The organism is Streptomyces sp. NPDC005925 (assembly GCF_040638805.1).
In the GTDB taxonomy this organism is placed as follows: Bacteria; Actinomycetota; Actinomycetes; order Streptomycetales; family Streptomycetaceae; genus Streptomyces.
Genome location: NZ_JBEXVL010000038.1, coordinates 21,421 through 44,567, shown reverse-complemented (window position 1 = coordinate 44,567; position 23,147 = coordinate 21,421). Strand labels below are relative to the sequence as shown.

Annotated in this window: 17 protein-coding genes; 1 reads left to right on the top strand and 16 read right to left on the bottom strand. The window is 71.8% G+C overall.

Annotated elements, in window-relative coordinates:
- Positions 1-321: 321 nt before the first annotated feature.
- The 11 genes from ABZ354_RS27015 to ABZ354_RS26965 all read right to left on the bottom strand — a co-directional run bounded on the left by ABZ354_RS27015 (position 322) and on the right by ABZ354_RS26965 (position 13,319).
- Positions 322-1,755 carry an MFS transporter gene (locus tag ABZ354_RS27015; RefSeq protein ID WP_358661033.1) on the bottom strand — a complete coding sequence of 478 codons (1,434 nt, stop codon included), beginning with the start codon at positions 1,753-1,755 and terminating at the stop codon, positions 322-324.
- 228 nt (positions 1,756-1,983) lie between these two features.
- On the bottom strand, positions 1,984-2,907 hold the full coding sequence (locus ABZ354_RS27010) for an RNA polymerase sigma-70 factor (protein WP_358661031.1): 924 nt from the start codon (positions 2,905-2,907) through the stop codon (positions 1,984-1,986).
- A 138-nt stretch (positions 2,908-3,045) separates the two neighbouring features.
- Positions 3,046-4,572 (bottom strand): MFS transporter, encoded by a 1,527-nt coding sequence (locus ABZ354_RS27005; RefSeq protein ID WP_358661029.1) that lies wholly within the window; start codon positions 4,570-4,572, stop codon positions 3,046-3,048.
- A 179-nt stretch (positions 4,573-4,751) separates the two neighbouring features.
- The gene (locus ABZ354_RS27000) at positions 4,752-5,672 is read right to left on the bottom strand and encodes an aromatic prenyltransferase (RefSeq protein WP_358661027.1); all 921 of its coding nucleotides are present in this window, start codon (positions 5,670-5,672) and stop codon (positions 4,752-4,754) included.
- Positions 5,673-5,841: 169 nt separating this feature from the next.
- A complete protein-coding gene (locus ABZ354_RS26995; RefSeq protein ID WP_358661025.1) occupies positions 5,842-7,107 on the bottom strand; it encodes a cation:proton antiporter in 1,266 nt (421 codons plus the stop codon).
- Between the two features lie 178 nt (positions 7,108-7,285).
- Positions 7,286-7,939: an undecaprenyl diphosphate synthase family protein gene (locus ABZ354_RS26990; RefSeq protein WP_358661023.1), complete on the bottom strand. Its 654-nt coding sequence runs from the start codon at positions 7,937-7,939 to the stop codon at positions 7,286-7,288.
- A gap of 89 nt (positions 7,940-8,028) precedes the next feature.
- Positions 8,029-9,615 carry a class I adenylate-forming enzyme family protein gene (locus tag ABZ354_RS26985; protein WP_358661021.1) on the bottom strand — a complete coding sequence of 529 codons (1,587 nt, stop codon included), beginning with the start codon at positions 9,613-9,615 and terminating at the stop codon, positions 8,029-8,031.
- Between the two features lie 65 nt (positions 9,616-9,680).
- Complete coding sequence (locus tag ABZ354_RS26980; RefSeq protein WP_358661020.1) at positions 9,681-10,826, bottom strand: DegT/DnrJ/EryC1/StrS family aminotransferase; 1,146 nt, start codon at positions 10,824-10,826, stop codon at positions 9,681-9,683.
- Positions 10,827-10,840: 14 nt separating this feature from the next.
- On the bottom strand, positions 10,841-11,398 hold the full coding sequence (locus ABZ354_RS26975; RefSeq protein WP_358661018.1) for a cupin domain-containing protein: 558 nt from the start codon (positions 11,396-11,398) through the stop codon (positions 10,841-10,843).
- A 29-nt stretch (positions 11,399-11,427) separates the two neighbouring features.
- Positions 11,428-12,444 carry a type III polyketide synthase gene (locus ABZ354_RS26970; RefSeq protein ID WP_358661016.1) on the bottom strand — a complete coding sequence of 339 codons (1,017 nt, stop codon included), beginning with the start codon at positions 12,442-12,444 and terminating at the stop codon, positions 11,428-11,430.
- Between the two features lie 116 nt (positions 12,445-12,560).
- Complete coding sequence (locus ABZ354_RS26965) at positions 12,561-13,319, bottom strand: helix-turn-helix transcriptional regulator (protein ID WP_358661014.1); 759 nt, start codon at positions 13,317-13,319, stop codon at positions 12,561-12,563.
- Between the two features lie 659 nt (positions 13,320-13,978).
- On the opposite strand from ABZ354_RS26965, the gene ABZ354_RS26960 reads away from it, so the two are divergent.
- Positions 13,979-15,166 carry a multidrug effflux MFS transporter gene (locus ABZ354_RS26960; RefSeq protein WP_358661037.1) on the top strand — a complete coding sequence of 396 codons (1,188 nt, stop codon included), beginning with the start codon at positions 13,979-13,981 and terminating at the stop codon, positions 15,164-15,166.
- A 73-nt stretch (positions 15,167-15,239) separates the two neighbouring features.
- On the opposite strand, the gene ABZ354_RS26955 is transcribed toward ABZ354_RS26960, so the two are convergent.
- The 5 genes from ABZ354_RS26955 to ABZ354_RS26935 all read right to left on the bottom strand — a co-directional run bounded on the left by ABZ354_RS26955 (position 15,240) and on the right by ABZ354_RS26935 (position 23,137).
- Complete coding sequence (locus ABZ354_RS26955; RefSeq protein WP_358661012.1) at positions 15,240-15,605, bottom strand: DUF3099 domain-containing protein; 366 nt, start codon at positions 15,603-15,605, stop codon at positions 15,240-15,242.
- Between the two features lie 156 nt (positions 15,606-15,761).
- The gene (locus ABZ354_RS26950; RefSeq protein ID WP_358661011.1) at positions 15,762-17,492 is read right to left on the bottom strand and encodes a ubiquinol-cytochrome c reductase cytochrome b subunit; all 1,731 of its coding nucleotides are present in this window, start codon (positions 17,490-17,492) and stop codon (positions 15,762-15,764) included.
- Positions 17,493-17,900: 408 nt separating this feature from the next.
- A complete protein-coding gene (locus ABZ354_RS26945) occupies positions 17,901-19,448 on the bottom strand; it encodes an FAD-dependent monooxygenase (RefSeq protein ID WP_358661035.1) in 1,548 nt (515 codons plus the stop codon).
- Positions 19,449-19,688: 240 nt separating this feature from the next.
- Positions 19,689-21,131: a 3-carboxy-cis,cis-muconate cycloisomerase gene (pcaB, locus tag ABZ354_RS26940; protein ID WP_358661009.1), complete on the bottom strand. Its 1,443-nt coding sequence runs from the start codon at positions 21,129-21,131 to the stop codon at positions 19,689-19,691.
- On the bottom strand, positions 21,128-23,137 hold the full coding sequence (locus ABZ354_RS26935; RefSeq protein WP_358661007.1) for an FAD/NAD(P)-binding protein: 2,010 nt from the start codon (positions 23,135-23,137) through the stop codon (positions 21,128-21,130). The genes pcaB and ABZ354_RS26935 overlap by 4 nt, the downstream gene beginning before the upstream one ends.
- Between the last annotated feature and the right edge of the window lie 10 nt (positions 23,138-23,147).

Sequence of the window (23,147 nt, the reverse complement as noted above, 5' to 3'; positions counted from 1 at the left end):
TCACTGGGGGCAGGTCCGCACGGTCTGTCCCGGGGCACGAAAAAAGCGCCCGAGGTCACCCGCACATGGTGCGGGTGACCTCGGGCGCGTTGTCGCACGCGCTGATCACGCGTGGGCCGTCGGTACCGACGTGGGGTGTCCTGCGCGGGCGGCCCGGGCCCCGGCCGAGGTGGCGGGCCCGGGGCGACCACGCCGACCCCGTCCAGCCGGGTCCTGCGTACGCGATGTCACGGCCCGCCTGCTGAACAGGCGGGCCTCCCCGGACGGCCGGCCCGACGCCCGTCCCCCGACATCGTCACTGCCGTCGCCGGTGACGGCGCGTCACACCTGCTCGGGCGTCGGCGCCTTCACCGGCTGCGGCAGCGGCTGCTGCCGCAGCTCCGCCTCCGCCGCGCCCTCCTGGCCGCCGCTGCGCGACCGCAGAGCCCGTACGGCCAGGATGCACAGGCCGACCGGTACGGCGAGGACCACCAGGACCGTGCGCAGGCTCCAGCCCGCGTCGACCATGAGGCCGCCGAACAGGCCGCCGAACACCGGGCCCAGCTTGCCGACGCTGTTGGCCCAGCTGATGCCCGTGGCGCGCGCGGACGGCGGGTAGGCGACCGCGGCGATCACCTGCAGCGCGGAGTTCGCGCCCGGCAGGCAGAAGCCGAGGAGGAACGCCCCGGCCAGGATCGTCACGAACTGCACCGCCCACACCAGCGCCACGGCGAGGCCCGCCGCGGCGACCGTCCACAGCGCCGCCAGCACCTGGAAGCGGTCGTAGCGCTTGAGGGCGAAGGACACGGCCAGCTGGCCCACCAGGCCGCCCCAGCCGAATACCGCGACGGCCGCGCCCGCCTGGGTGGACGTCAGGTCCATCCGCTCGATCAGCATGGGCAGGTAGCTGAGGATCAGGGCGACCACACCGAGGCCCACCAGGAAGCACAGCCACAGCAGGTACGTGGTGGAGGCGATGCCCCGGGACAGGACCGCCTTGCGTGCGCTCCCGCGGCGCTGCTGCGACGTCGTACCGGTGCCGTCCGGCGTCACCGCGGACAGGTCCTCGCCCGGGAGGGCCGTGGCCAGGGCCCGGCGGATGTCCGACGCGGGGCGGCCGCGGGCGGCGAGCACGCTCACGGACTCCGGGACGAGCCGCATCAGCAGCCAGATCAGCGGCAGCGGCGCCAGCCCGCACACAACAAGCAGCGTGGGCCAGCCGAACGCGGGGATGAGCAGCGAGGACAGCAGCCCGCCCAGTGTCGTACCGGCGGTCACTCCGGCGAAGGCGAGCGCGATCATCTGGCCCCTGCGGCGGGCCGGGATCCAGTCCGCGACCAGGGCCATCATCGTCGGGAGTACGGCGCCGAGACCCAGGCAGGCCACGATGCGCAGGCCCGCGAAGGCGCCGATGCTGTGGGTGAGGGCCATGCAGGCGGTGCCGAGGCTGAAGACGGTCAGGCCGCAGACGGTGACGCCCTTGCGTCCGTAGCGGTCGGCGAGGGGGCCGACGGCGGCGCCGCCGACGACCATCGCCAGGATGCTCAGCGTCACGGTCGCGGTGATGGCGTTGTCGGGGGTTCCCCACTGCTTCTCGAGCTTGGGGTAGACGAACGCGGCGACGATGGCGTCGAGGCCTTCGGCGATCATCATGAGCAGACCGATGGTCACGATGAGCCACTGGCGGCGGCTCATCGGGCTGCGGTCGATGAACTGTTCCGGGCTGACTGGACTGACCTGTGCCGAGGCACCCGTGGTCGAGGAATCCGAGGTCACGGACGGACCCTTTCCGTGCGAAGTTGCGACGTTACGTGGTGGGCGCGGGGCACGCGGGCGTGCCGGTGCGCATCGCGCGCGGTGAAATCCGGGTGGGGGACCGGTCCGTTTTCTCGCCGGACCTCGGCCGGCTCTGTGCCGGCTCGAAGGAGGGGCGAAGGCTTGCGGGGCTTGCGGGGCCGCGCGCAGGGGGTGGGGGGCCGCGCGCGGCCCCGGAGGAGCGGGCCGTCAGGCCGTGGCGCGGCGGGCCAGTTTCGCCTCGCGGCTCAGCGCCCACGCGTCGGCCACCGGGCCCAGATGTCCGAGCTTGTCGGGGTTGGTCACCGAGCGGACCGTCTGGACCCGGCCGTCGAGCACGTCGAGGGTCCAGGTGTTGAGGACCTTGTGCTCCCGGTCGCGGAAGATCGCGCCGGGCTGGCCGTTGACCTGGCACGGCTCGACCGTCACGTCGACGCGGGCGAGCACGGGCAGCAGCGTGGTGAGCAGCCGGGCGAGGGGTCCGGCGCCGCTGACGGCCCGGGCGAGCTGCGGGGTCTTCCCGCCGCCGTCGCCGACCATCTGCGCGTCGGCGGCGAGGAGTTCGCGCAGGCCGTCCACGTCGCCCTCGCGCAGCGCGAAGAAGAACCGCTCGGCGAGTTCGTCGCGCATCCGGCGGTCGGCCTCGTAGCGGGGGCGGCCGGCGGCCATGTGGCGGCGGGCGCGTACGACGAGCTGGCGGCAGGCGCTCTCGGAGCGGCCCACGGCCGACGCGACCGCCGGGAAGTCGAAGGCGAACACCTCGCGCAGGACGAACACCGCCCGCTCCAGGGGGCTGAGGCGCTCGAGGAGGACCAGGGCGGCCATGGACACCGAGTCGGCGAGTTCGGCGGCGCGCGCCGGGTCGTCGTAGGGGTCGCTGAGCAGGGGTTCGGGCAGCCACGGGCCGACGTACTCCTCACGCCGGGCGCGGGCCGAACGCAGGACGTCGATGGAGACGCGGGTCACGACGGCCGAGAGGAAGGACTTCACCGACTCCGGCCGGGTCGGGGTGGCCTCGAAACGCAGCCAGGTCTCCTGAACGGCGTCCTCGGCCTCGCTGACGCTGCCGAGAATGCGGTACGCGATCGAGAACAGCAGGGGCCGAAACTCTTCGAACTCTTCGATCCGGCTCACCGCAAGCTCCTCCTCGAGCCCGAGCAACCTCCCCGCCCGGGGCGGGGAACGACGAAAAGCGGCCGGCGCCTCCGGGGGTGTCCCCGGGCGGCGCCGGCCGGTGGATCCGCGTGTGCGGGTCCGGGTCGTGCGTGTGGGTCAGGAACGTGCCGGTTCCGAACTCTCCGGGCTCTCCGGCGCCTTCGCGGCGTCGGTGTCCGGGGTGGGCAGCGGTCCGCCGCGCAGCAGTACGGCGGCGACGACCGCGCCGATGGCGAAGATCGCGGTGCACCACCAGAACACGGTGACGTCGCCCTCGATGGACGCGAGGCCGACCTGCTCCGCCGTGGGCTTGCCCTGGGCGTTGTCGGCGAGCCAGTCGGTGGCGGCGGTGGCGGCGATCGTGTTGAGCAGGGCGGCACCCACGGCGCCGCCGAGCTGCTGGCCGGTGCTGATGACCGCGGAGGCGATGCCCGCCTCCTGCGGTGCCACACCGAACGTGCCGGCGGTGAGCGCGGCGCCGTAGATGAGACCCATGCCGAGGCCGACCAGGATCAGCGGGGCGAGCAGGTGGGTGGCGTAGCCGGAGCCCGCCTCGATGCGGGTCAGCAGACCCATGCCGATCGCGGTGATCAGCAGACCGCCGGCGATCAGCGGCCGGGGGCCGAACTTGGGCAGCAGCCTGATCGCGCCGACGCCGGTGCCCACGGGGGTGAGCGCGATCATCGGGAGCAGGGCGCAGCCCGACTTGATCGCCGAGTAGCCCAGGTTCTGCTGCATGAAGTAGACGAGGAACAGCAGGATGCCGAACAGGCCGGCGCCGACGAGGAGCACGGTGAAGTAGGCGGCGCCGCGGGTGCGGTCGAGCACGATGCGGGGCGGCAGCAGCGGGTGCGCGGCGCGCGTCTGCCAGGCCGAGAAGGCGATCAGCAGGACACCGCCGAGGGCTATGAACGCCCACGTGGAGGTCTCGCCCCAGCCGTTGTGGGCGTTGGAGAAGCCGAGGACCACGCTGAACATGCCGAGGGAGGCGAGCAGCACGCCGGGGACGTCCATGCGGACGTCCGCCCTGGGCTGCTTCTGCAGCAGGGCGATGCCGCCGAACAGGGCGACGCCGGCCAGGAGCAGGTTGACGTACATGCACCAGCGCCAGTCGAGGCCGGTGGTCAGCGCGCCGCCGATGATCAGGCCGAGGCCGGAGCCGCTGGCCACGACGCCGCTGAAGATGCCGAACGCCTTGGCGCGTTCCTTCGGGTCGGTGAACGTGGTGGTCAGCAGGGCCATGCAGACCGGGGAGAGCATCGCGGCGAAGGCGCCCTGCAGGGCGCGGGCCGTCACCAGCATCTCGAAGTTGGTCGCGGCGCCGCCGATGGCGGAGGCGATGGCGAAGCCGAGCAGGCCGATGAGGAAGGTCTGCTTGCGGCCGATCAGGTCGGACAGCCGCCCGCAGAACAGCATCAGACCGCCGAAGGGCAGGGCGTACGCCGTGACGACCCACTGCCGGTCGGAGGTGCTGAAGTCCAGTGCCTCCTGCGCCGAGGGGAGCGCGACGTTCATGACGGTCAGGTCGAGACCGATCATGAGGTAGGCCGTGCAGATCAGGGCCCCGATAAGCCAGCGCCGCTTGGCTTCCGCACCCGCCCCCGGGTTGGGCGCAGCCGCGGCGGCCGCGCTTTGTGTTGCCATGATCGTCTCCTTGTTGTGTGCCGGCGAATGGACGTGATGCGTCACCCGGGTGACGAGGCGCGCGGTCCCGTCTGTGACAGGGCGGCCGAGCGGGTCGGGCCGGGAGTCGGCGCGGGGACGGCCGGCGGGGCGTGTGCCCGCCGTCCGCCGCGGTGGGGGGTGACTCGGACGGACGGTCGTCAGGCTGCGGCGGCGTTCGCGGTGAACATCTGCAGCAGACGAGGGGGGATCTGGTGGTACACCGCGAGGTCGAGATGGTCGCCCGCGGACGACCACTTCGCCGCGGAAGCGTTGATGCGCTCACCCGTGTACGTGTACGGGGAAGTCTTCAGGAATTCCACGAGTTCCGGGTCGAGCCGGGCGGGAAGCGCGGAAAAGTCCAGGCCGGGCGACGGCATGGGCGCGAACGCGATCCGGTGAATACGCGAGGAGTCCCAGGTGAGGGTCGCGTATACCCGGTACGCCTTGGTGGCGTAGGCCAGCATTTTCTCGTCCGGGTCCGGGAGTCCCATTTCGTGCAGCAGGGAGCGGACCGTTTCGGCCGGAAGGTTTCCGGCGACCGCGGCGGGCAGCTGGAAATAGAGGTTCGCGGATTTACGCTGGTAGTTCACCCCGACCAGCGCGACCTCCTCCAGGCCGTGACGGGCGAAGAGGTCGGCGTTGTCGGCGACGGCGGGCGGCATGGAGGGCAGGTCCGCGAGCTCCGACACCTTCTGCAGGCTGCGGGGGAACTGCGCGTACACCTTCTTGAAGCCGTTGGTGATGTCGCCGTCGATGAACCAGTCGTCGACGTGGACGCGTTCCTGGAGCTCGGCGAGGAGGCTGCCGACGGGGTGGTCGGTCTCCTTCAGCAGGCCGGCGGCGAGCGCCCGCGGGTAGGGGCCCTCGGCGCCGGGGGAGACCTGGACGGTGTATTCGAGTTCGCCCACCTGGCCGGCGTTGATCTGCGCGCTGAAAATGATCGCGCCGTCCGGAAGCAATGCGTCCCGGAATGCGTCCAGAATGGGCCAGACCTGGTCACGCGAGAAGGAAGCCCCCACCAGTCGAGAGGTTTCCTCGATGGCTGAGTACAGCTTTTCTGCCTCGGCGCCTTGGGACATCAGAACTCCAGTATCATGCGTCAGCCGTTGATCCCACAGGAATCCCGTGCTCGGTCGCCCCCCAAAGATAGCGGGAGGCCGCTCGAGATCCGCTTGACCTTCATCGGCTACGGGGGTCGGTGTATTCGTCGGGCGTTTGGCCGTCCACCCTGGGGAAACAGAGGGGTGGTCAGACGCTGGTGCGCTCGTTCTCCGTCGTGGCCGCGCCGGCCGCTCCGGAGGGTTTGCCCTCCTGGGTCCCGGCCAGGAGCCAGGTCAGCAGCGGGCCCGCCATCGCGGTGGTGACGACGGCCATGACGACCATGAGCGAGTACAGCTCCTCGCCGAGGAAGCCCAGTTGCAGACCGACGTTGAGGACGATGAGCTCGGTCAGGCCGCGGGTGTTCATGAGCGTGGCGAGCGCCGCGGACTGCCGTACCGGCATCCGGTTCAGCCTGGCGGCGGTGAACGCGCCGACGAACTTGCCGCCGACGGCCGCGAGCAGGATCAGGACCAGCGCGCCCAGTCCGGCCGCGTCCAGACCGGACAGGTCGACCTTGAGGCCGGCGACGAGGAAGAAGACCGGCAGCAGCAGTGTGCCCGTCAGATGGCACAGGCGGGCCACCATGTCCTCGCGCAGCTGCTCGGTGCCGGTGCGCGGCAGGACCACCCCGAAGAGGAACGCGCCGAAGATGTAGTGCAGGCCCACCCATTCGGTGGCGGCGGCCGACAGCAGCAGGCCGACCAGGACGCACGCGAACAGCGTCGGGTTGAGCTTCAGTCCGGGCCGCCGGTCCACATAGCGCCGCAGCAGGGGCCGTACGACGAAGAACATGCCCAGCAGGTACGGGATCGCGAGCAGGATGCGCCACTGCTCGGGGCCGGCGCCGCCGCTGACGGCGACGACCGCGGCGAGCAGGGTCCAGGCGAGGACGTCGTCGATGGAGGCGCAGGCCAGGGCGACCATGCCGAGCGGGGTGCGCGTCATGTTCCGGTCGGTGAGGATGCGGGCCAGCACCGGGAACGCCGTGATGGACATGGCGATGCCCATGAACAGCATGAACCCGGTCTGGTCGTCGGTGCCGTAGTCGTCCATCAGATGCAGTGCCAGAAGCATGCCGAGGCCGAACGGCAGCAGGATGGAGCTGAACGACACGGTCGCGGCGAGGCTTCCGCTGCCGCGGATCATCCCGGCGTCCCACTCCAGCCCGACGAGGAACATGAACACCACGACACCGACCGCGGCCAGGGCACTGAGCAGAGGCCGGATGTCACCAGGGAACAGGGCGTCGGAGACCGCCCCGCCGAATAAGGTCGGCCCCAGCGCGATACCGGCGAGGACCTCACCGATCACTGCCGGCTGGTTGAGCCGCCGGGCCAGCGCGCCGAGCAGGCGCGCCATGATCACCATCGCGGCGAGACCGAAGAGAAGTGACGTGGTCTGGTGGGTGTCCATGACTAGGCAGGCTCCAAGGGTGGGGATCCGGTCCTGGGCATCTGGTGGGGGACGTCCTTCGTGGGGAGAGCCAAAAAAAAAGGGGGAACCCCGGCGCCGCCCGTCAGGGCGCGGCACCGGGGTTCCCCGAGTTGTGCCCGGGGCGTCCCGGGTTCGCCGTACGGTCGGGGCCGGAGCTTCAGGCCGGATAGCCGCCGAAGCGCCGCTCGCGCGCCTGGAGGTCGGCGAGGGCGGCGTCGAAGTCGGCCTTCGTCATGTCGGGGAACAGACACGGGGAGAAGTGCAGTTCGGCGTACGGCGACATGAGCGGGAAGAACGACGACATACGGATCGCGCCACCGGTGCGGATCAGGTAGTCGACGTTCGTCGGGACGTACGCGTGCTTGAAGAGGATGTCCTCGGTCATCTCCGGGATCTTGCCGTTGAGCTTGTTGAAGATGCCGACGACCTCGTGCGTGAGGGACATGCCCAGGATGTAGTGCAGGGTGAAGTCCGCGTCCTTGTCGGACTTGTCCCGCAGCTCCTCCAGCTCGGCCAGGTAGGGGGCGCCGACCAGGTCGAGCGAGCCGGAGAAGTCGAACCGGCACGTGTCGTACACACGCCGCACCACGTCGTTGAACGCGTTCATGAACGTGGTGACGGCGGCCTCGGGGCGGCTGTGGTTGGCGGCGGAGGAGGCCGTGATGTAGAGCGTCTTGATGCCGGCTTCCTTGGCCCAGCCCATGAATTCGACGATCTTGTCCCCCATCGCCGCGTAGCCGTCGTCGAGGGAGACGCCGTGGGCCTTCGACCAGCGGCGCATGCCGTCCGGCAGTAGCATCAGGGTGGTCACCGTGAACTCCTTGGATTGCGTGTGGGAGCGGGGAATGAGCAGCGGTGTTCAGCCGTTCGTGTCGTGCTCGGCCGGCGCGCGGCCGGACCTCATGCCTGCTGCTCGAGCCGCTCCTGGAAGCGACGGGCCAGCGCGAGGCGTTGCACCTTCAAGGTGGCGGTGCGGGGCAGCTCGGAGTTCTTGATCTGCACGGGTTCGCCGAGCTGGGGGAACGGGACGACGGTGGCGCGCCAGCGCTCGATGTCCAGCGGCTTGTCGTCGACGGTGCAGACCACCGGGATCGGCTTGCCGTCCGGGCCCTGCACCACGACCAGTTCGGTCAGCTCGTGGAGTTCGCTCAGGACCACGTCCTCTATCTCCAGGGAGCTGCGCACCCCGGGGATCATGTCGATCTCCCGGTCGAGCATGTGCAGGCAGCCGAACCGGGTGCGGTAGCCGACGTCGCCGGTGCGCCACCACTCGCCGTCGCGGTTCTCGTCGTAGCGGTCCTGCTCGCCGTAGTAGCTCTTGGCGATGCCGGGCCAGGCGACCTCGATGGAGCCGGGGTTCTTCTCGGAGGGCGGGTTGCCGTCCCGGCTGACCACGCGGATCCGGGCGGCGCCCATGGGCATGGCCCAGCCGACGCAGCGGCCGTTCGCCCTGTGTGCCGAGCGCCGGAAGTAGGCGCGGCCGACGGCGGGGCCGACCTCGCTCTGCCCGTAGATCTGGAAGAACAGCGCCCCGCGGCGGTGCGACGCCTTGAGCAGCTTGCTCATGGTGCCGGGGTGGATCGCGTCGAAGGTGCTGCTGAAGACCTTCACCGATCCGAACGGCTCGCGCGGGTCCTCGGTCAGGCTCTCCCACTCCATCAGCGAGTTGGGCAGCGCCTCGATGAGGGCCGGGCGGTGCTCGAGGAACTGGTCGGCGACGTCGGCCGGGTCCGTCTCCCGCATGAGCAGCACCGGGTTGGCGCGCAGCAGTGCCAGGGACATCGCCGCGACCATCCGCGAGTGCACGAACGGCACGTGGATGGCGACGGTCTCCCGTTTCCGCATCAGCGACAGCAGCCGCCACTGCGGTACGAGGCGGATGCCCTGGGTGCGGGCGGTGTGCACCACGAGCTTGGGGATGCCGGTGGTGCCGGAGGTGTGGGTGATGACGGCGGCCTCGTCCATCGGCCGGACCACCGGCTTGACGCGCGGCGCGCCGGCGAGGCCGGCCAGGGAGACCGAGCCGGGCCGGTCGTCGGCCGAGGTGATCACCCGGCGGGTCAGGTCGGCCAGCGGCACGTCGGCGAGCAGGTCGAGCTTGGTGCCGTCGGTGAGCAGGGTGGGCTCGCCGAGCCTCTCCATCAGGACGCCGGCCGTCGCCGGGTCCAGGGCCGGCGACAGGTTCACGACGACGCCGCCGATGCGGGAGACGGCCGCGGCGAGCATCCAGTGGTCGGCGTTGGCCGTCTTGTAGATGACGACGTGTTCGTCGGGCCGGACCCCGGCCGCCCACAGCCGGGCGGCGAGGTCGTCGACGTGGTCGGCGTACTGGGCCACTGTCAGCCGCCGCCCCACCTCCGGGAAGACGTCGAGGTCGTGGTCGAGACTGATCGGCGTCGACGGGTTCACGGCAGCGGCCATCTCCGGCAGGAGGCCGATGTGCAGACCGCGCTTCTGTATCGATTTGTAGGCTGTGGAGCCCTTCATGGGGTTTGTCTCCTTCAGTGCACGCTGCGAGATCTACGACGCGCCGTGCGGGGTGCCGTCGTGCGTTACGCGGCGGGCCGGCCGGTGGCGTGGGTGCGCACGGCGCTGCGCAGGGCCTGCGCGACCTGGGTGACCTGGTCCTGGCTCAGCTCGGCGTGCATGGGGATGGCGAGCTGACGCCGGGCGAGGTCGAGTGAGACCGGGCACTTCTGCTGCGCGTCGAACACGGGCTGGATGTGGGCCGAGAACGTGCCGTGTCCGCAGCCGATGCCCTTGCCGCGCAGCTCGGTGGCGACGGCCGCGCGGTCGACGGACGCGTCCAGCGTCACCATGTACGTCTGCCAGGCGTGCGTACGGTCCTCGGGCACGTACGGCAGTCCCAGCAGCTCGTCGCCGCCGAGCAGTTCGGCGTACTGGTCGGCGACCGCGCTGCGGCGCTTGAGCAACTCGTCGATGCGGCCGAGCTGCACCTGGAGGATGGCCGCGGCGATGTCGGACAGCTTGAAGTTGTAGCCGACCTCGGTGAACGTCGGGATGGGCAGGCCGACGACGTTCCCCATGTCGAAGATGCTGCCGATGCCGAACGAGGAGCGCAGCCGCGCGTCCTTGCCGATCGCCGGGTCGCGGGCGAGCAGGGCGCCGCCCTCGCCGCTGGAGGCGCCCTTGCGCCCGTGGAAGGACAGGCAGCCCACTTCGGCGAGCGCGCCGGCCTCCCGCCCCTGGTAGGTGGCGCCGACCGCGCAGGCGGCGTCCTCGATCAGGAACAGGTTGTGGCGGTCGGCGATCGCCTGGAGTTCGGTGTAGTCGGCGGGCATGCCGACGGTGTCCACGGCGACGATGCCGACGGTGCGCGGCGTGACCAGGTCGGCCACGGCCTGCGGGTCGACGGTGTAGGTGTCGGGCCGTACGTCGGCGAAGACGGGGGTGGCGCCGACGTAGAGCGCGGCCTGGGCGGGCGCGGGGAAGCCGTAGTCGGCGACGATGACCTCGTCGCCGGGCTTGACGCCGAACGCGAGCATGGCCAGGTGCAGCGCGGCGCCGCAGTTGCTGACCGCGACCGCGTCGCCCACGCCGTACTTCTCGGCGAGCCGGGCCTCCAGCGCCTTGCCCTTGGGCCCCTGGCCGGCCGGCCAGCCCGAGGCGAACACCTCGGCGACGGCCGCCAGCTCCCGCTCACCCAGGCTCGCGTGAACCAGGGGTATCGAATCCATCGTGGTCATCTCCGTCAGATCTCGCGCTCGGTCGCCGGCCGGGCGGGGGCAGGGGTGGGAGGTTCGAAGCGCAGCGGCGTGAGCTGCTGGACGTCGTAGCGCTTGCGCATCTCCTCCACGGCCGTGGGATCGACCGTGGTGCCGCGCGACCAGATCTCGGCGATCTCCTCGAAGTACTCCTCGTGAACGGGCGAGGGAAGGCACTGGAAGAGCATCTTCGCGGGCTTGTCGGTGGCGTTGCGGAACGCGTGCGGGGTGCCGGTGGGCACGAACATGCAGCTGCCCTCACCCGCCCGGACGACGCGGTCGCCCTTGGGGGATTCCCAGCTGTGCCAGGTGTCCGTGGTGCGTTCGACCGGCTCGAAGCACAGCAGGTCGAGCTCGCCGTCCAGGACGTAGAAGAACTCCTGTGCGTCGTCGTGCACATGCGCCCCGACGTCGAAGCCGGGCGGAACGACCACCTCGAAGATCGACACGGAGGAGCCCATCTCGGCCGTGGCCTTGAAGGTCACCTCCTGTGCCGGGGTGATCAGTTTCCGGCCCGCGCCCGCCGGGAGGATGAGGTCAGTCATGCTCGTCGCTTCCTTGTCGGCACGCGGATTCAGTCGATGGTCTGGGGTGCCTGGTCGGCCCAGGTGCCGAGCGCCATCTCGGCGGTGATGCCGGGCCCGAAGCCCGCGATGAGACCGGTCGCGCCGGGCGCCGGGGTGTCCTCCTCCATGAGCCGGCGGGCGGCTTCGAGGACGACGGCGCTGGCGATGTTCCCGTACTCGCTGAGGGTGGACCAGCTGTGCCGGAACACGTTGCGGTCGACCTCGAGGAACTTGGCGAGGTCGTCCAGGATGCGCGGCCCGCCGGCGTGCACGATGTAGAAGTCGAGCTTTCCGGCGTCCCAGCTGTGGTCCTTGGCGAACTCGCGCAGGACGGGGGCGAGCGGCTCCATCGTGCCGGGCACGCGGCGGTCCAGCTGGAAGTGGAAGCCGGTGTCGCGGACGGCGTAGGAGATCCAGTCCTCGGTGTTCGGGATGAGGTAGGAGGCGTTGCGCTCCAGCTCGATGCCGACGCCGCCGTTGCCGCGCACCACGGCCGCGGCGACCGCGTCACCGAACAGGCCGTCGGACAGCAGCGAGCCGATGTCGTCCATGTCGGGCTGGTAGCACAGCGAGCAGAACTCGGCGGCGACGATGAGGACGTTGCTGCCGGGGTGGGCCACGCAGAAGTCGTGGGCGCGGTTGATCGCGGCACCGCCGGCGGCGCAGCCCAGCTGGGCGATGGGGATCTGCCGGGTGTCGGGACGCAGACCCATGGTGTTGATGAGCCACGCGGTCAGCGACGGCATGAGGAAGCCGGTGCAGGACACGTAGATGATGGCGTCGATGTCACGGGCCGCGACGTCGGCGTTCTTCAGCGCCTCTTCGACGACCTCGGGGGTGCGCTTCTTCGACTCGGCCTCGTAGATGCGGTTGCGCTCCGTCAGCCCCGGGTGGTGGAGGGTCTTCTCGATGGGCTGGACGATGTGACGCTTCTGCACGCCGGTGTTGCGTATCAGGCGCAGCGCCAGCGGCAGTTGGGGCTTGCCTGCGTGGACCTTCTGGGCGAAGTCCAGGGTCTCTTCCATCGTGATGACGTATTCCGGCGCCTGCACCGCGGGCTTGCATAGCCTGGGCATATCGGATCCGCTTTCTGTTGAGTCTGCCTGGGGATACGTGCTGTTCGCACAGCGTCCGGCCGGGGTCAGGCCGCCATCGGCTGTGGGTCGAGGTCCATCAGGGCGGAGAGGATCGGGGGCCGGGTCCAGTCCGGCGGGGACAGGGTGATGTCGATGCGCCGTGCGGTGTCGCCTTTGACCCGCACGGGTCCGGCGGTCGCGGTCAGCGGGGTGGGTTCCGCGTCGGCGGCGCTGCCGGCGGGGAGGGCCTGGGCGACCGCGTGGATGTACCAGGTGCCCGCGGGAACACGGGCGAGGGTGAAGCGGCCCGGTGTGGCCACGGTGCTCCACGAGGCGGGAGTGCCCTGGAGCATGGCGCTGTCGAAGGCGCCGACGTAGACCGGTGAGAGCACGGTGCCGGCGGTGTGCAGCACCCCGGTGACCGTGCCGGAGCACGCGGGCTCCGGCTGCGGTGCCGAGGCGGCCGACGCCGCCTCGGGCAGCCCCGGCTCCCGCTTCTCGCCCGGGAGCGAGAGTCTGCGGTAGTGCGTGGGGGAGGCCCCCACGAGCTCGGTGAAGCGCCGGGTGAAGCTGCCGGTGCTGCTGTATCCGACGCGTACGGCGATGTCGGCGACGGTGAGCTCGGTGGTCATGAGCAGGCGTTTGGCCTCCTGGATGCGCACCGCGCACAGGAACCGTCCCGGAGTGACGCCGGTGACCCGGGTGAACACGCGCAGGAAGTAGTACTTGCTGACCATGGCGGTCCGGGCCAGGTCGTCGAGGGTCAGCGGTTCCCAGAAGCGTTCGCGGATCGTGGTGACGGCATGCTGCACTAGGTGCTCCATGAAGGGCTCCTGACGGCGATCATGTGGCCGGTGCCGCGGAACGCTCGAGGGCCGCCGGACGGCGGGACGAGCCGGCGGCGAAACCCGCTCGGCCTGTCGGTCCGGTGAGACAGGCGCGCCTGACAGCAGGGCGTGAAAAGGGAGGGCCAGGCCCGCAGCGCGCGGTCACGGCGACGGCCGTCGTCCGGCGAGCACTCAGGGGAGGAAAACCGCGCCGTGCGGGCGGCTGCGAGCGTTCAGAGCTCGGCAGAACCGGGACAAACGGGAAACACGGCGCTCAATCCCACTGCCTCGAACACGTTTTTGGGCAGGGGAGGTGTGCGGAAATAGTGACACGGCTGCCAACTGCGCGCCAAGAGCGGCTCGAAGTGACGTGGATCACGCCAACCGCGCTCGTGCTCGGCAGAGTTCATGGAGCGGACGACAGACAGAACGGGCCCGCAGCGCCGCCCGCCAGTGGCACCCGACCCGCTCTGTAGCGGGCAGCTGCCACCATCGCCCCGGTATCCCACCACACCGGACACGGAGGGCGAATGACTCGCGCCGAGGAAGCCACCGTCCAAACCGAGCGGTTCCCCTCGCCACGGGCACGGGGCAAGCCCGGCGACCCCGGCAACGGGCCCGGCAGGCTGCGCCGCACCGGATTCCTGCTCACCTTCATGCTCGGCGCCCTGTCCGCGGTGCCGCCGCTGTCGATGGACATGTACCTCCCGGCCCTGCCGGACGTCTCGCACACCTACGGCGCGTCCGCGTCCACCGGCCAGATGACCCTGACGGCGTGTCTGGCGGGCATGGCGCTCGGACAGATCGTGGTCGGCCCGATGAGCGACCGGTGGGGGCGCCGTCCGCCACTGCTCACCGGTCTGCTCGTCTACGTCGTCGCCTCCGTGAGCTGCGCCGCCGCGCCCTCCGTCGAGGTGCTCATAGGGTTCCGGCTGCTCCAGGGCATGGCGGGGGCGGCCGGTGTCGTCATCGCCCGCGCCGTCGTCCGCGACCTGTGCGACGGCCTGGAGATGGCCCGGTTCTTCTCCATGCTGCTGCTGGTGTCCAGCCTCGCGCCGGTCGTCGCTCCTCTGCTGGGCGGGCAGGCGCTGCGGTTCACCGCCTGGCGGGGCGTCTTCCTCGTCCTCGCCGCGGTCGGCGCCGCGCTCACCGCGCTGGTCTGGCGGCGGCTGCCCGAGACGCTGCCGCCGGCGCGGCGCCGGGGCGGCGGGGTGCTGGGGGCGCTGTTCACGATGCGCGGGCTGGCCGCCGACCGGGTCTTCGGCGGGTACGTGATCGTGCACGGCTTCGCCTTCGGCGTGCTCTTCTCGTACATCGCGGCCTCCCCGTTCGTGATCCAGGAGCTGTACGGGGCGTCCCCTCAGGGCTTCTCACTGATCTACGGCCTGAACTCGCTCGGCATGATGGTCGTCGGCCGGATCAACGGCAGGCTGCTGGTCGGCCGGGTCCGGCTGGAGAAGGTCCTCGCGCTCGGGCTGTCCCTGATCGCCGCCGCCGGTGCGGCGATGCTGCTGGTGACGAGCGGCGTGTTCGGCGGCACGGGCACGGTCCCGGTGGCGTGCTGCCTGTTCGTGGTGACCTCGGCACTCGGCCTGGTGCTGCCCAACACCAACGCGCTCGCCATGATGCGCACCCCGCACGCGGCGGGCTCCGCCTCGGCACTGCTCGGGACCGCCACCTACTCCATGGGGGCGCTCGGCACGGTCCTCGTCGGCATGGCCGGGAAGGAGTCGGCCGAGCCGCTGGCCGCGGTGCAACTGGGCAGCGCGCTGGCCGGCATCGTCACGCTGCTCGTCCTCTGCCGCCCCTGGAGAAACGTTTCTGTGGAGCGGGCCGAACACTGAGCCGCCCTCGCCCTCCGTACGACGGCTCCCGCGTATCGCCCAGCGATGCGCGGGAGCCGTCGTACGACGTGGTTCAGGCGGCCCTGTTCCGCTCCGGCGGCAGGATCAGGGTCGGTTCCAGAACGACGCGGGCGGCGGGCTCCTCGCGGACCGCGGGCATCGGCGTCACCGCGTACCGGGTGCCCCGCTGCTGACGCCAGTGGGCCTGGGCGAGGACCACGGCGGCGTACGGGATGACGACCGCGCCGACCAGGGCGCAGACCGCGACGGCAGGCCAGCGGCTCCAGGTCACGGCCATCACGACCACGCACGCGGTGCGCACCAGCATCGCCGTGAGATAGCGGCGCTGACGGCCGTGCAGGTCGCGCGTCAGGCCGGTGCGCGCCCGGGTGATGGACTCGGGCCGGGACGTGTCCCGCTGCCAGGGGAATCTGCTCATCGGGCCTCCGTGCACACGCCGGCGCGCACGCCGGACAACCGGAAAGGAAACGGGACCCGCCCGGGCCGGCGGGACGGTGGACATGACAGCGGCGCGGGTGACCGTCCCCTGATCACCCGCGCCGCCGTTACTGTCCCGGCCCTCTGCTCTGCCGGGTCAGTTCAGTGCCTGGTCCGACTCACGGCCGTCGGCGGAGCGCTGTGCGCCGATCGCCGCGTGGCCGTCCGACGAGCCGAGACCGTGCGGTGCGTGGTCGCCGTGACCGTGCTCCAGGGCCGCGTGCTCCAGCTCCTCCGCCGTCGGCTTGGCGATCTGTCCGCCGTACAGCCAGCGGCTGAGCTTGTAGCGCAGCATCTGCTTGCGGTACTTCGGGTTGCGCACCCCGTCGTGCTCCGCCTGGGGCTTCGGCAGCGGCTTGTAGTCCTCCCTGGCCAGCAGGGTGTACTCGTGCCAGCGGTCGAGCGGCTCGTGCACCTCGACGAACTCGCCGTGCGGCAGCCTGCGGATGCGACCCGACTCACGGCCGTGCAGGAGCTTGTCGCGCTCCCGGCGCTGCAGGCCGAGACAGATCCGCTTGGTGATGATGTACGTCAGCGCCGGGACGGCGAAGACGCCGACCCGCACCCCGTAGGTGATGCTGTTCAGCGAGAGGTGGAACCGCTCGGCCAGGACGTCGTTGGCGCCGCCGAAGAACAGCACCAGGTACAGCGAGACGAACGCGATGCCGAACGCGGTCCGCGTGGGGTGGTCGCGGGGCCGGTCGAGCAGGTGGTGCTCCCGCTTGTCCCCGGTGACCCAGGCCTCCAGGAACGGCCACAGCGCGATGACGAGCATCATCACGGTGGGCAGCACGACCGCCGGGAGCAGCACACCCATGTTGATGGTGTAGCCGCCGGGCAGGACGAACTCCCAGGCCGGCATGGCACGCAGGGCGCCCTCCAGGAAGCCCATGTACCAGTCGGGCTGGGACCCCTGGGAGATCTGGTCGGCCCGGTAGGGACCGAACCTCCACACCGGGTTGATCTGGGCGAGACCGGCGAGCAGCGCCAGCAGGCCGGTGACCAGGAAGAAGAAGCCGCCGGCCTTGGCCGTGTAGTGCGGCATCAGGGGCTGGCCGACCACGTTCTGCTCGGTGCGGGCCGGGCCCCTGAACTGGGTGTGCTTGTGGTAGAAGACCAGGATCAGGTGGACGGTGACCAGGGCGAGGACGATGCCCGGCACCAGCAGGATGTGGAAGCTGTAGAACCGGCCGATCACGTCCTGGCCCGGGTACTCGCCGCCGAACAGGAACATCGTCAGATACGTGCCGACCAGCGGGATCGCGAGGGTGACACCCTCGGCAATGCGCAGGCCGGTGCCGGAGAGCAGGTCGTCGGGCAGCGAGTACCCGAGGAAGCCCTCCAGGGTGACCAGGACCAGCAGCGTGAAGCCGATCAGCCAGTTGACCTCGCGCGGCTTGCGGAACGAGCCGGTCAGGAAGTGCCGGAGCGTGTGAATGCACAGCGCGCCGATCATGACCAGGGCCGACCAGTGGTGCAGCTGCCTGATCAGCAGGCCACCGCGCACGTCGAAGGTGATCTCGATCGTGGATTCGTAGGCCCGGGACATGGGGATGCCGTGCAGCGGGCCGTACGTCCCGTCGTACACGACCTCCGTCATGCTCGGGTCGAAGAACATGGTCAGCCAGAACCCGGTGAGCAACAGCATGATGAAGCTGTAAAGCGCGATCTCACCGAACATGAAGGTCCAGTGGTCGGGGAAGACCTTGCGGACCAGGAACCGGAAGTTGTAGATCCCGAGTCGCCCGTCCGCCCAGTCGGCGACCCGGACACCCGCCGACGGCGGCTCGGTGCGCGCACCGGCCGGCGCTGTTTCGGTCGTACTCATACCCGCGCACCCTTCCCTCGCCGCTCGATCGTCACCGGCACACCCGGTCCGGCCGGAACACGGCCGGTGGGCGGGGTGGCCTGCCGCGGCGCAAGCGGGCCCGTGCCTTGGAGCAGCTGAAACGCTATCGACGCGCGACGTGGCCGGACAACCGCCCTCGAGCTTAAGCCTGGCCTCAACTCGAGTCGTCCTCGAGTGAGTTGCGAGTCGCCGGAGTGCATGTCGCCCCTCTTCTTGCTCAACTGGACGCAGGCTGCGGGCCCGTTTCGAGTGCCGTGCGGCCGCACGGCACTCAAGTCCGCCACTGCGAACGCCAGTTGATTTGCTTTCTTCATGGGGGAAGCGTAGGACCGCGCCTTTCGCGGCCTGCGGGCGGGTGCGGCCTGCCGGGCCGCCGGGCGGTCGCGGTCACGGTCGGTGCCGGTCACAGGCGGGTGCGGCGGGCGGCCACTGGGCCGAGGAACCGGTGGCGGACCGCCAGCGCGCGGAGCCGGTGGACACCCCTATGGCGGGCTTGTCCGGTGCGACCGCGCGGCGCCGGCGTGCGGTCGGGCCGTGGGTGGTGCTGGGCGGGCCGGCCGGGACGGGGCCCCGCGGGCCGCGCAGCGCGGCCCGCACCACGGCGGGCCGCAGGGCCGCGCGGGGCGGGGCGGCGGCCTGCAACTGCTGGAGCAGCAGGGCCGCGGCGGACGGGTCGGTGGTCGCGGCGGACGCGATCCGGGCCGCGTACCGGCCGGTGAGGCGGCTGCGCCATCCGGGCCGCGGGTCCTGGCCGGCGTGAGCGGCGCGCTGGGCGCGGGTGCTCGCCCGCCAGGCGGGGGCGAGCCGGTGGGCGACGGCCCGGCGTAACCGGTAGCCGAGGCCGGCGGGGGTGCCGTGCGCGGACAGTAGCTGGTCGAGGACGAGGGCGCACTGCACGGCGACGGTCATGCCCTGGCCGTGGGCGGGGTCGAGGGCGCAGGCGGCGTCACCGACGACGAGGAACTGGTCGGGCCAGCGGCGCAGTTTCTCGTAGTGGCGCCAGCGGTTGTCGCCGGGGCCGCAGCTGTAGACGGGGCCGAGCGGGGTGGCGGCCTCCAGGACGTCGCGCAGCAGCGGGTCGCGCAGGGCGCCCGCGGCACGCAGCAGTTCGGCGTGGTCGGCGGGCGGGCGGGCGCCGTCGTCGGTGCAGACGGACACCGACCAGCGGCCGCCCTCGAGGGGGCTGAGCATGCCCTGGGCCGGGTGGCCGGGGGCGGGCATCAGCAGCAGGCTCTTCCAGTCGGCGACGTGGCCGACGGGCGGCGCGAACACGGCGGTGGCGAAGGCGGTGCGGGAGGCGATCGTCGTGTCGCGGGGCGGGGTGTAGCCGAGGTCGGCGAGCCACTGGGGGGCGCGGGAGCCGCGGCCGGTGGCGTCCACGACGAAGTCGGCGGCGAGCAGGCGCCGCTCGCCCCAGCCGTCGGGCGCCGCACGGTCCCGGCCGCGCACCCACACGCCGGTGACGGTGTCCTGCGGGCCGGGTTCCAGCGAGACGGCCTCGTGTTTCTGCAGGAAGGTCACTTTGGGGTCGGCGCGCAGCCGGTCGCGTATCAGCGCGTCCATGAGGTCGCGGCTCGCGCTGAGCACGGACAGGTCGCCGCCGGCACGGGGCAGCCAGCCGGCCGGGCCGAGCAGCAGCATGTCCTCGGGCGTGCGGACGAGGACGGCGCCGGCGCCGGTCAGTTCCTTCACGATGCCGGGGAACAGCATCTCGAGGCCACGCTGGGCGGCGGTGGTCAGGCCGTGGGTGTGCCGCGCCTGGGGCACGCCGGGGCGTCGTCCGGGTCCGCGGGGCACCCAGTCGCGTTCGACCACGGTGACCCGGTCCATGCAGTTGGCCAGGGCCCGCGCCGCGGTGAGCCCGGCGAGACTCGCGCCCACGACCACGGCGTGGCCGTCGGCAGCCGTGTCGGAAACCGCCGCATCCAGCGTCATCTCGCCCAACTCGCCCGCCCTCCTTGTGCGTTGTCCTTGCATCATGCGGGGAGCGGACATGTGTACGGGCGTTGTTCGGCCGGTCCGGTGGAAGAGTTCGAGGATGTGTCGAGGCGTCCGCGAGGGACATTCGAGCAGCGGGCGCGGGCCGCGGGGAGCAGCACGGTACCCGAGCGGGTACGACCGCTCCCCCGCGGCGCCGGGGCCGCCCGCCGCGTGCGGGACGCGGCGGGCGGACGGTCACGGTGTGGGGGCGGGCCTCCTTCCCGGCGCGGTCAGCGCGCGGTCCACCAGGGCGCCTGCGGCGCCGGTGTAGCCGTCCGGGTCGAGCAGGGCGGCGGCCTGGCCCCGGCTGAGCACGCCGGCGAGCTCCGGCAGTTCGGCCAGGACGTCGGCCAGCGGGCGGCCGGTGGCGGCGGCGAGCAGCGAGGCCCGGGTGAGCAGTTCCTTCGCCGCGCTCTTGCCGATGCGCGGCGCGAGAACGGCCGATACCCGCTCCGAGACGAGTTGCCCGCCGGTCGCCCCGAGGTTGGCGCGCATCCGCTCGGGGCGGACGACGAGCCCTCGCACGAGTTCCACGGCCGTGTGCGCGGCCCCGCCCGTGAGCCGCAGGGCCTCACGCAGCGGCTGCCACTCGGCGTGCCACATCCCGGCCGAGCGCTCGTCCTCCGTGACCAGGCACTGCGCCAGGACCGAGGCCAGGGCGGGCACCTGCACGGACGCCGAGCGGATCATGGTGGCGAGCACCGGGTTGCGTTTGTGCGGCATCGCGGAGGACGCGCCCCGTCCCTCGACCGCGGGCTCGGCCACCTCACCGGCCTCGGTCCGGGTGAGGACCAGGACGTCGACGGCGATCTTGCCCAGTGCCCCCGCCGTGTGGGCGAGGGCCGCGCCCAGGTCGGCGACCGGGGTGCGCAGGGCGTGCCAGGGCAGGGCGGGCACGGCCAGTCCCGTCTCGGCGGCGAACGCGGCCCCGAGTTCGTCGAGGACGACCGCGGGGACGGTGTCCTCACCGGCGTACTGGAGGTAGCCGGCGAGGGTTCCGGCGGCGCCGCCGAGCGCAACCGGCAGGCCGTCCCGGGCGACCCGCTCGAGGCGCTCGGCCGCCTCCAGCACCAGTTGCCGCCAGCCGGCCGCCTTGAGCCCGAACGTCGTGGGTACGGCGTGCAGGGCGAGGGTGCGGCCCGCCATCACGGTGTCGCGGTGCGCGGCGGCGAGGTCGGCCAGGGCCGCGGCCACCGACCTGAGGTCGGCGACCGTGATCCGCAGCGCCCGCTGGGCCACCAGCATGGCGCCGGTGTCGAACACGTCCTGGCTGGTGGAGCCGCGGTGCACGTACTCCGCGGCTTCCGGTGAGCGTTCGGCGACGACCGCGGTCAGCGCCTTGACCAGCGCGACGACCGGGTTGGCGGTCTCCCGTGCGGCCAGGGCGAGTGCGCGTACGTCCAGCAGTTCCGCGCGGGCGGCGGCCGAGATGACCGCCGCCGCGCGTGGGGGAACCGTGCCGCAGCGGGCCTGGGCGCGAGCCAGGGCCGCCTCCGCGTCGAGCATCGCCTGGAGCCAGGCGGTGTCGCCCACGGCCGCTTCCACGGGGGTGCCCGCCCGGACCGGTGACAGCAGTCCCACGTCGGCGTGGGACGGCACCACCGGTCCGGGCGGCCCCGGTTCGCGGGCGAACGTCACGCCGCGGCCTCCACACCCGGGGCGAGCAGGGGGGCCGGCACCGCCTGCGCCGGTGCCACGGCGAGGACGGCCGCCGCGATGGCGTCCGAGTCCTCGAGGGTCACCGAGCCGACACCCGGCCGGACACCCGCCGCGGTCACCCAGTGCACGGACTCCGTGGGCACCCCGTAGGCGAAGCGCCGGGGATGCGGTTCACCCCGTGCGTCGAGGAGGTGGTACGGGCGCCCGGTCACGGCGAGCCCACCGGTCTCGTAGTCCGCGCCCGGACGCATGCCGCCGTCGGGTGCCGGCGCGCCGGGGATGCGGTACGGGCGGCACTGCCCCGTCCGCAGCAGCCGCCTCATCAGCGGGTCCGCGGTGCGCCGTACGTCGATGTCGGGCAGCCGGGCCTCGACGAGGACCGTGGCCCGTACCCGCACGCCCGGTATCTGGTTCGACGTGCCCGTGAAGCACGGGCCCCCCGGGTCGCGCCCGTCCGCGGCGACCCGCAGCCCCGGACCCATGACGTCCAGGATCCCCGCGTCCATCAGAGCCGCCATTTCCTCGATGCGGGAAGCGGGCGGTCCGATGGACAGGTAGGCGTTGAGCGGCGTGTACCAGCGGTCCAGGTCGTCACGGTGGGAGTCGGCGGTCAGTCCGGCGTGGTCGACGGCGAGCCGCAGCTCGTTGCGCAGATCCCGCAGGACGTCGAGGGCGGCCTTGACCGGCCCGCTGACGTTGCCCTGCCGGGCCAGCCGGACGTCCTCGTCGAGATGGCCGCGCAGCCAGGTGCGGAACGTGGCCAGATCGGGGAAGGCGCGGTGGCCGTAAGGACGGGCGACGAGGTCCCAGTCCCAGCGTTCGGCCGCGTCGATGCCCGCCTCGTCGAGGACACTGTCCTCGGCCTCGCCGGGCTCGGCGTGCAGAAACCGTTCCACGAAGCCCTCGGTGTCCGCCTCGGGCTCCCCGCGTGCCGTCAGCAGCGCCGCGTAGTAGACGGAGCACACTTCCTTGGAGACGAACGGCCACAGCTCGGCGGCGAAGTCGATGCCCCCGCCGCGCCGTTCACGGGCCCGCAGCTTCGCGATGTACGCGGTGGTCAGCAGCCGGGGGTGGTGGCGGCCGTGGGCGCCCTTCTCGTTCTCGCCGCGCGCCTGGTAGGGCACGCCGCGCCGGGACCCCGCGTACAGGCGGGGCTCACGGCCCGACGGCCGGTAGACCAGCCGGCCGTCCTCGCGGGTGAAGACGCCGCCCCGGCCGCGCGTGAAGAGAGCCATGTAGTCGAAGAAGTTGAGCCCGAGCCCGCGCAGCAGCACGGTCTCGCCCGGCTGGATGCCCGACAGGTCGACGTCGGCCGGGTTGGCGGGCGGCAGATACGTCAGGCCGTGCCGGAAGGCGAATCCTGCCAGCTCACGTTCGGTACCGGTGGGCCGGACCGGAACGTGCCCCTGGGCGAGCACGACCGCGGACAGCCCGGTGAGCCGGGTCCCGTCGGCCAGGACCACCGTCTGCGGTCCCGCGTGCCCCGCCCCGCCGTCCTCCAGGGCGACGGCCCGCACCGCGTGGGTGCGTATGGTGACGTGGGCGGCGGCGTTCGCCACCATCCGCCAGAAGGCCCACGTCAGGTAGCAGCCGTACAGGGCACGCGTGGGGTACGAGTCGGGGCTGAGGGCGCGCGCCTCGGCGACGACCTCCTCGGACCACTCACCGTCCGGGCCCTCGTCGAGGGCACCCGACTCCACGGCCTTGGCCCACTGGAACAGACTCGGCCCCTCCTTCAGCGGCCCCTCGATACGGACGCTGGCGTCGGTGTACACCGTCACCTGGGAGGCGACGGTGTTCATCAGCAGATGCCGCGACTGCGAGGGGCGCCACACCCGCCCCGCACCCGGCGGATCGGGGTCGACGACATGCACGGTGACGGTGTCCCAGCGGGGTGACTTCCGTTCCTGCGCACAGAGCCGTTCCAGCACGGAGAAGCCTCGCGGACCAGCACCTACCACGCATATCTCCAGGTGCGCCGCCATGCCCTTCCGG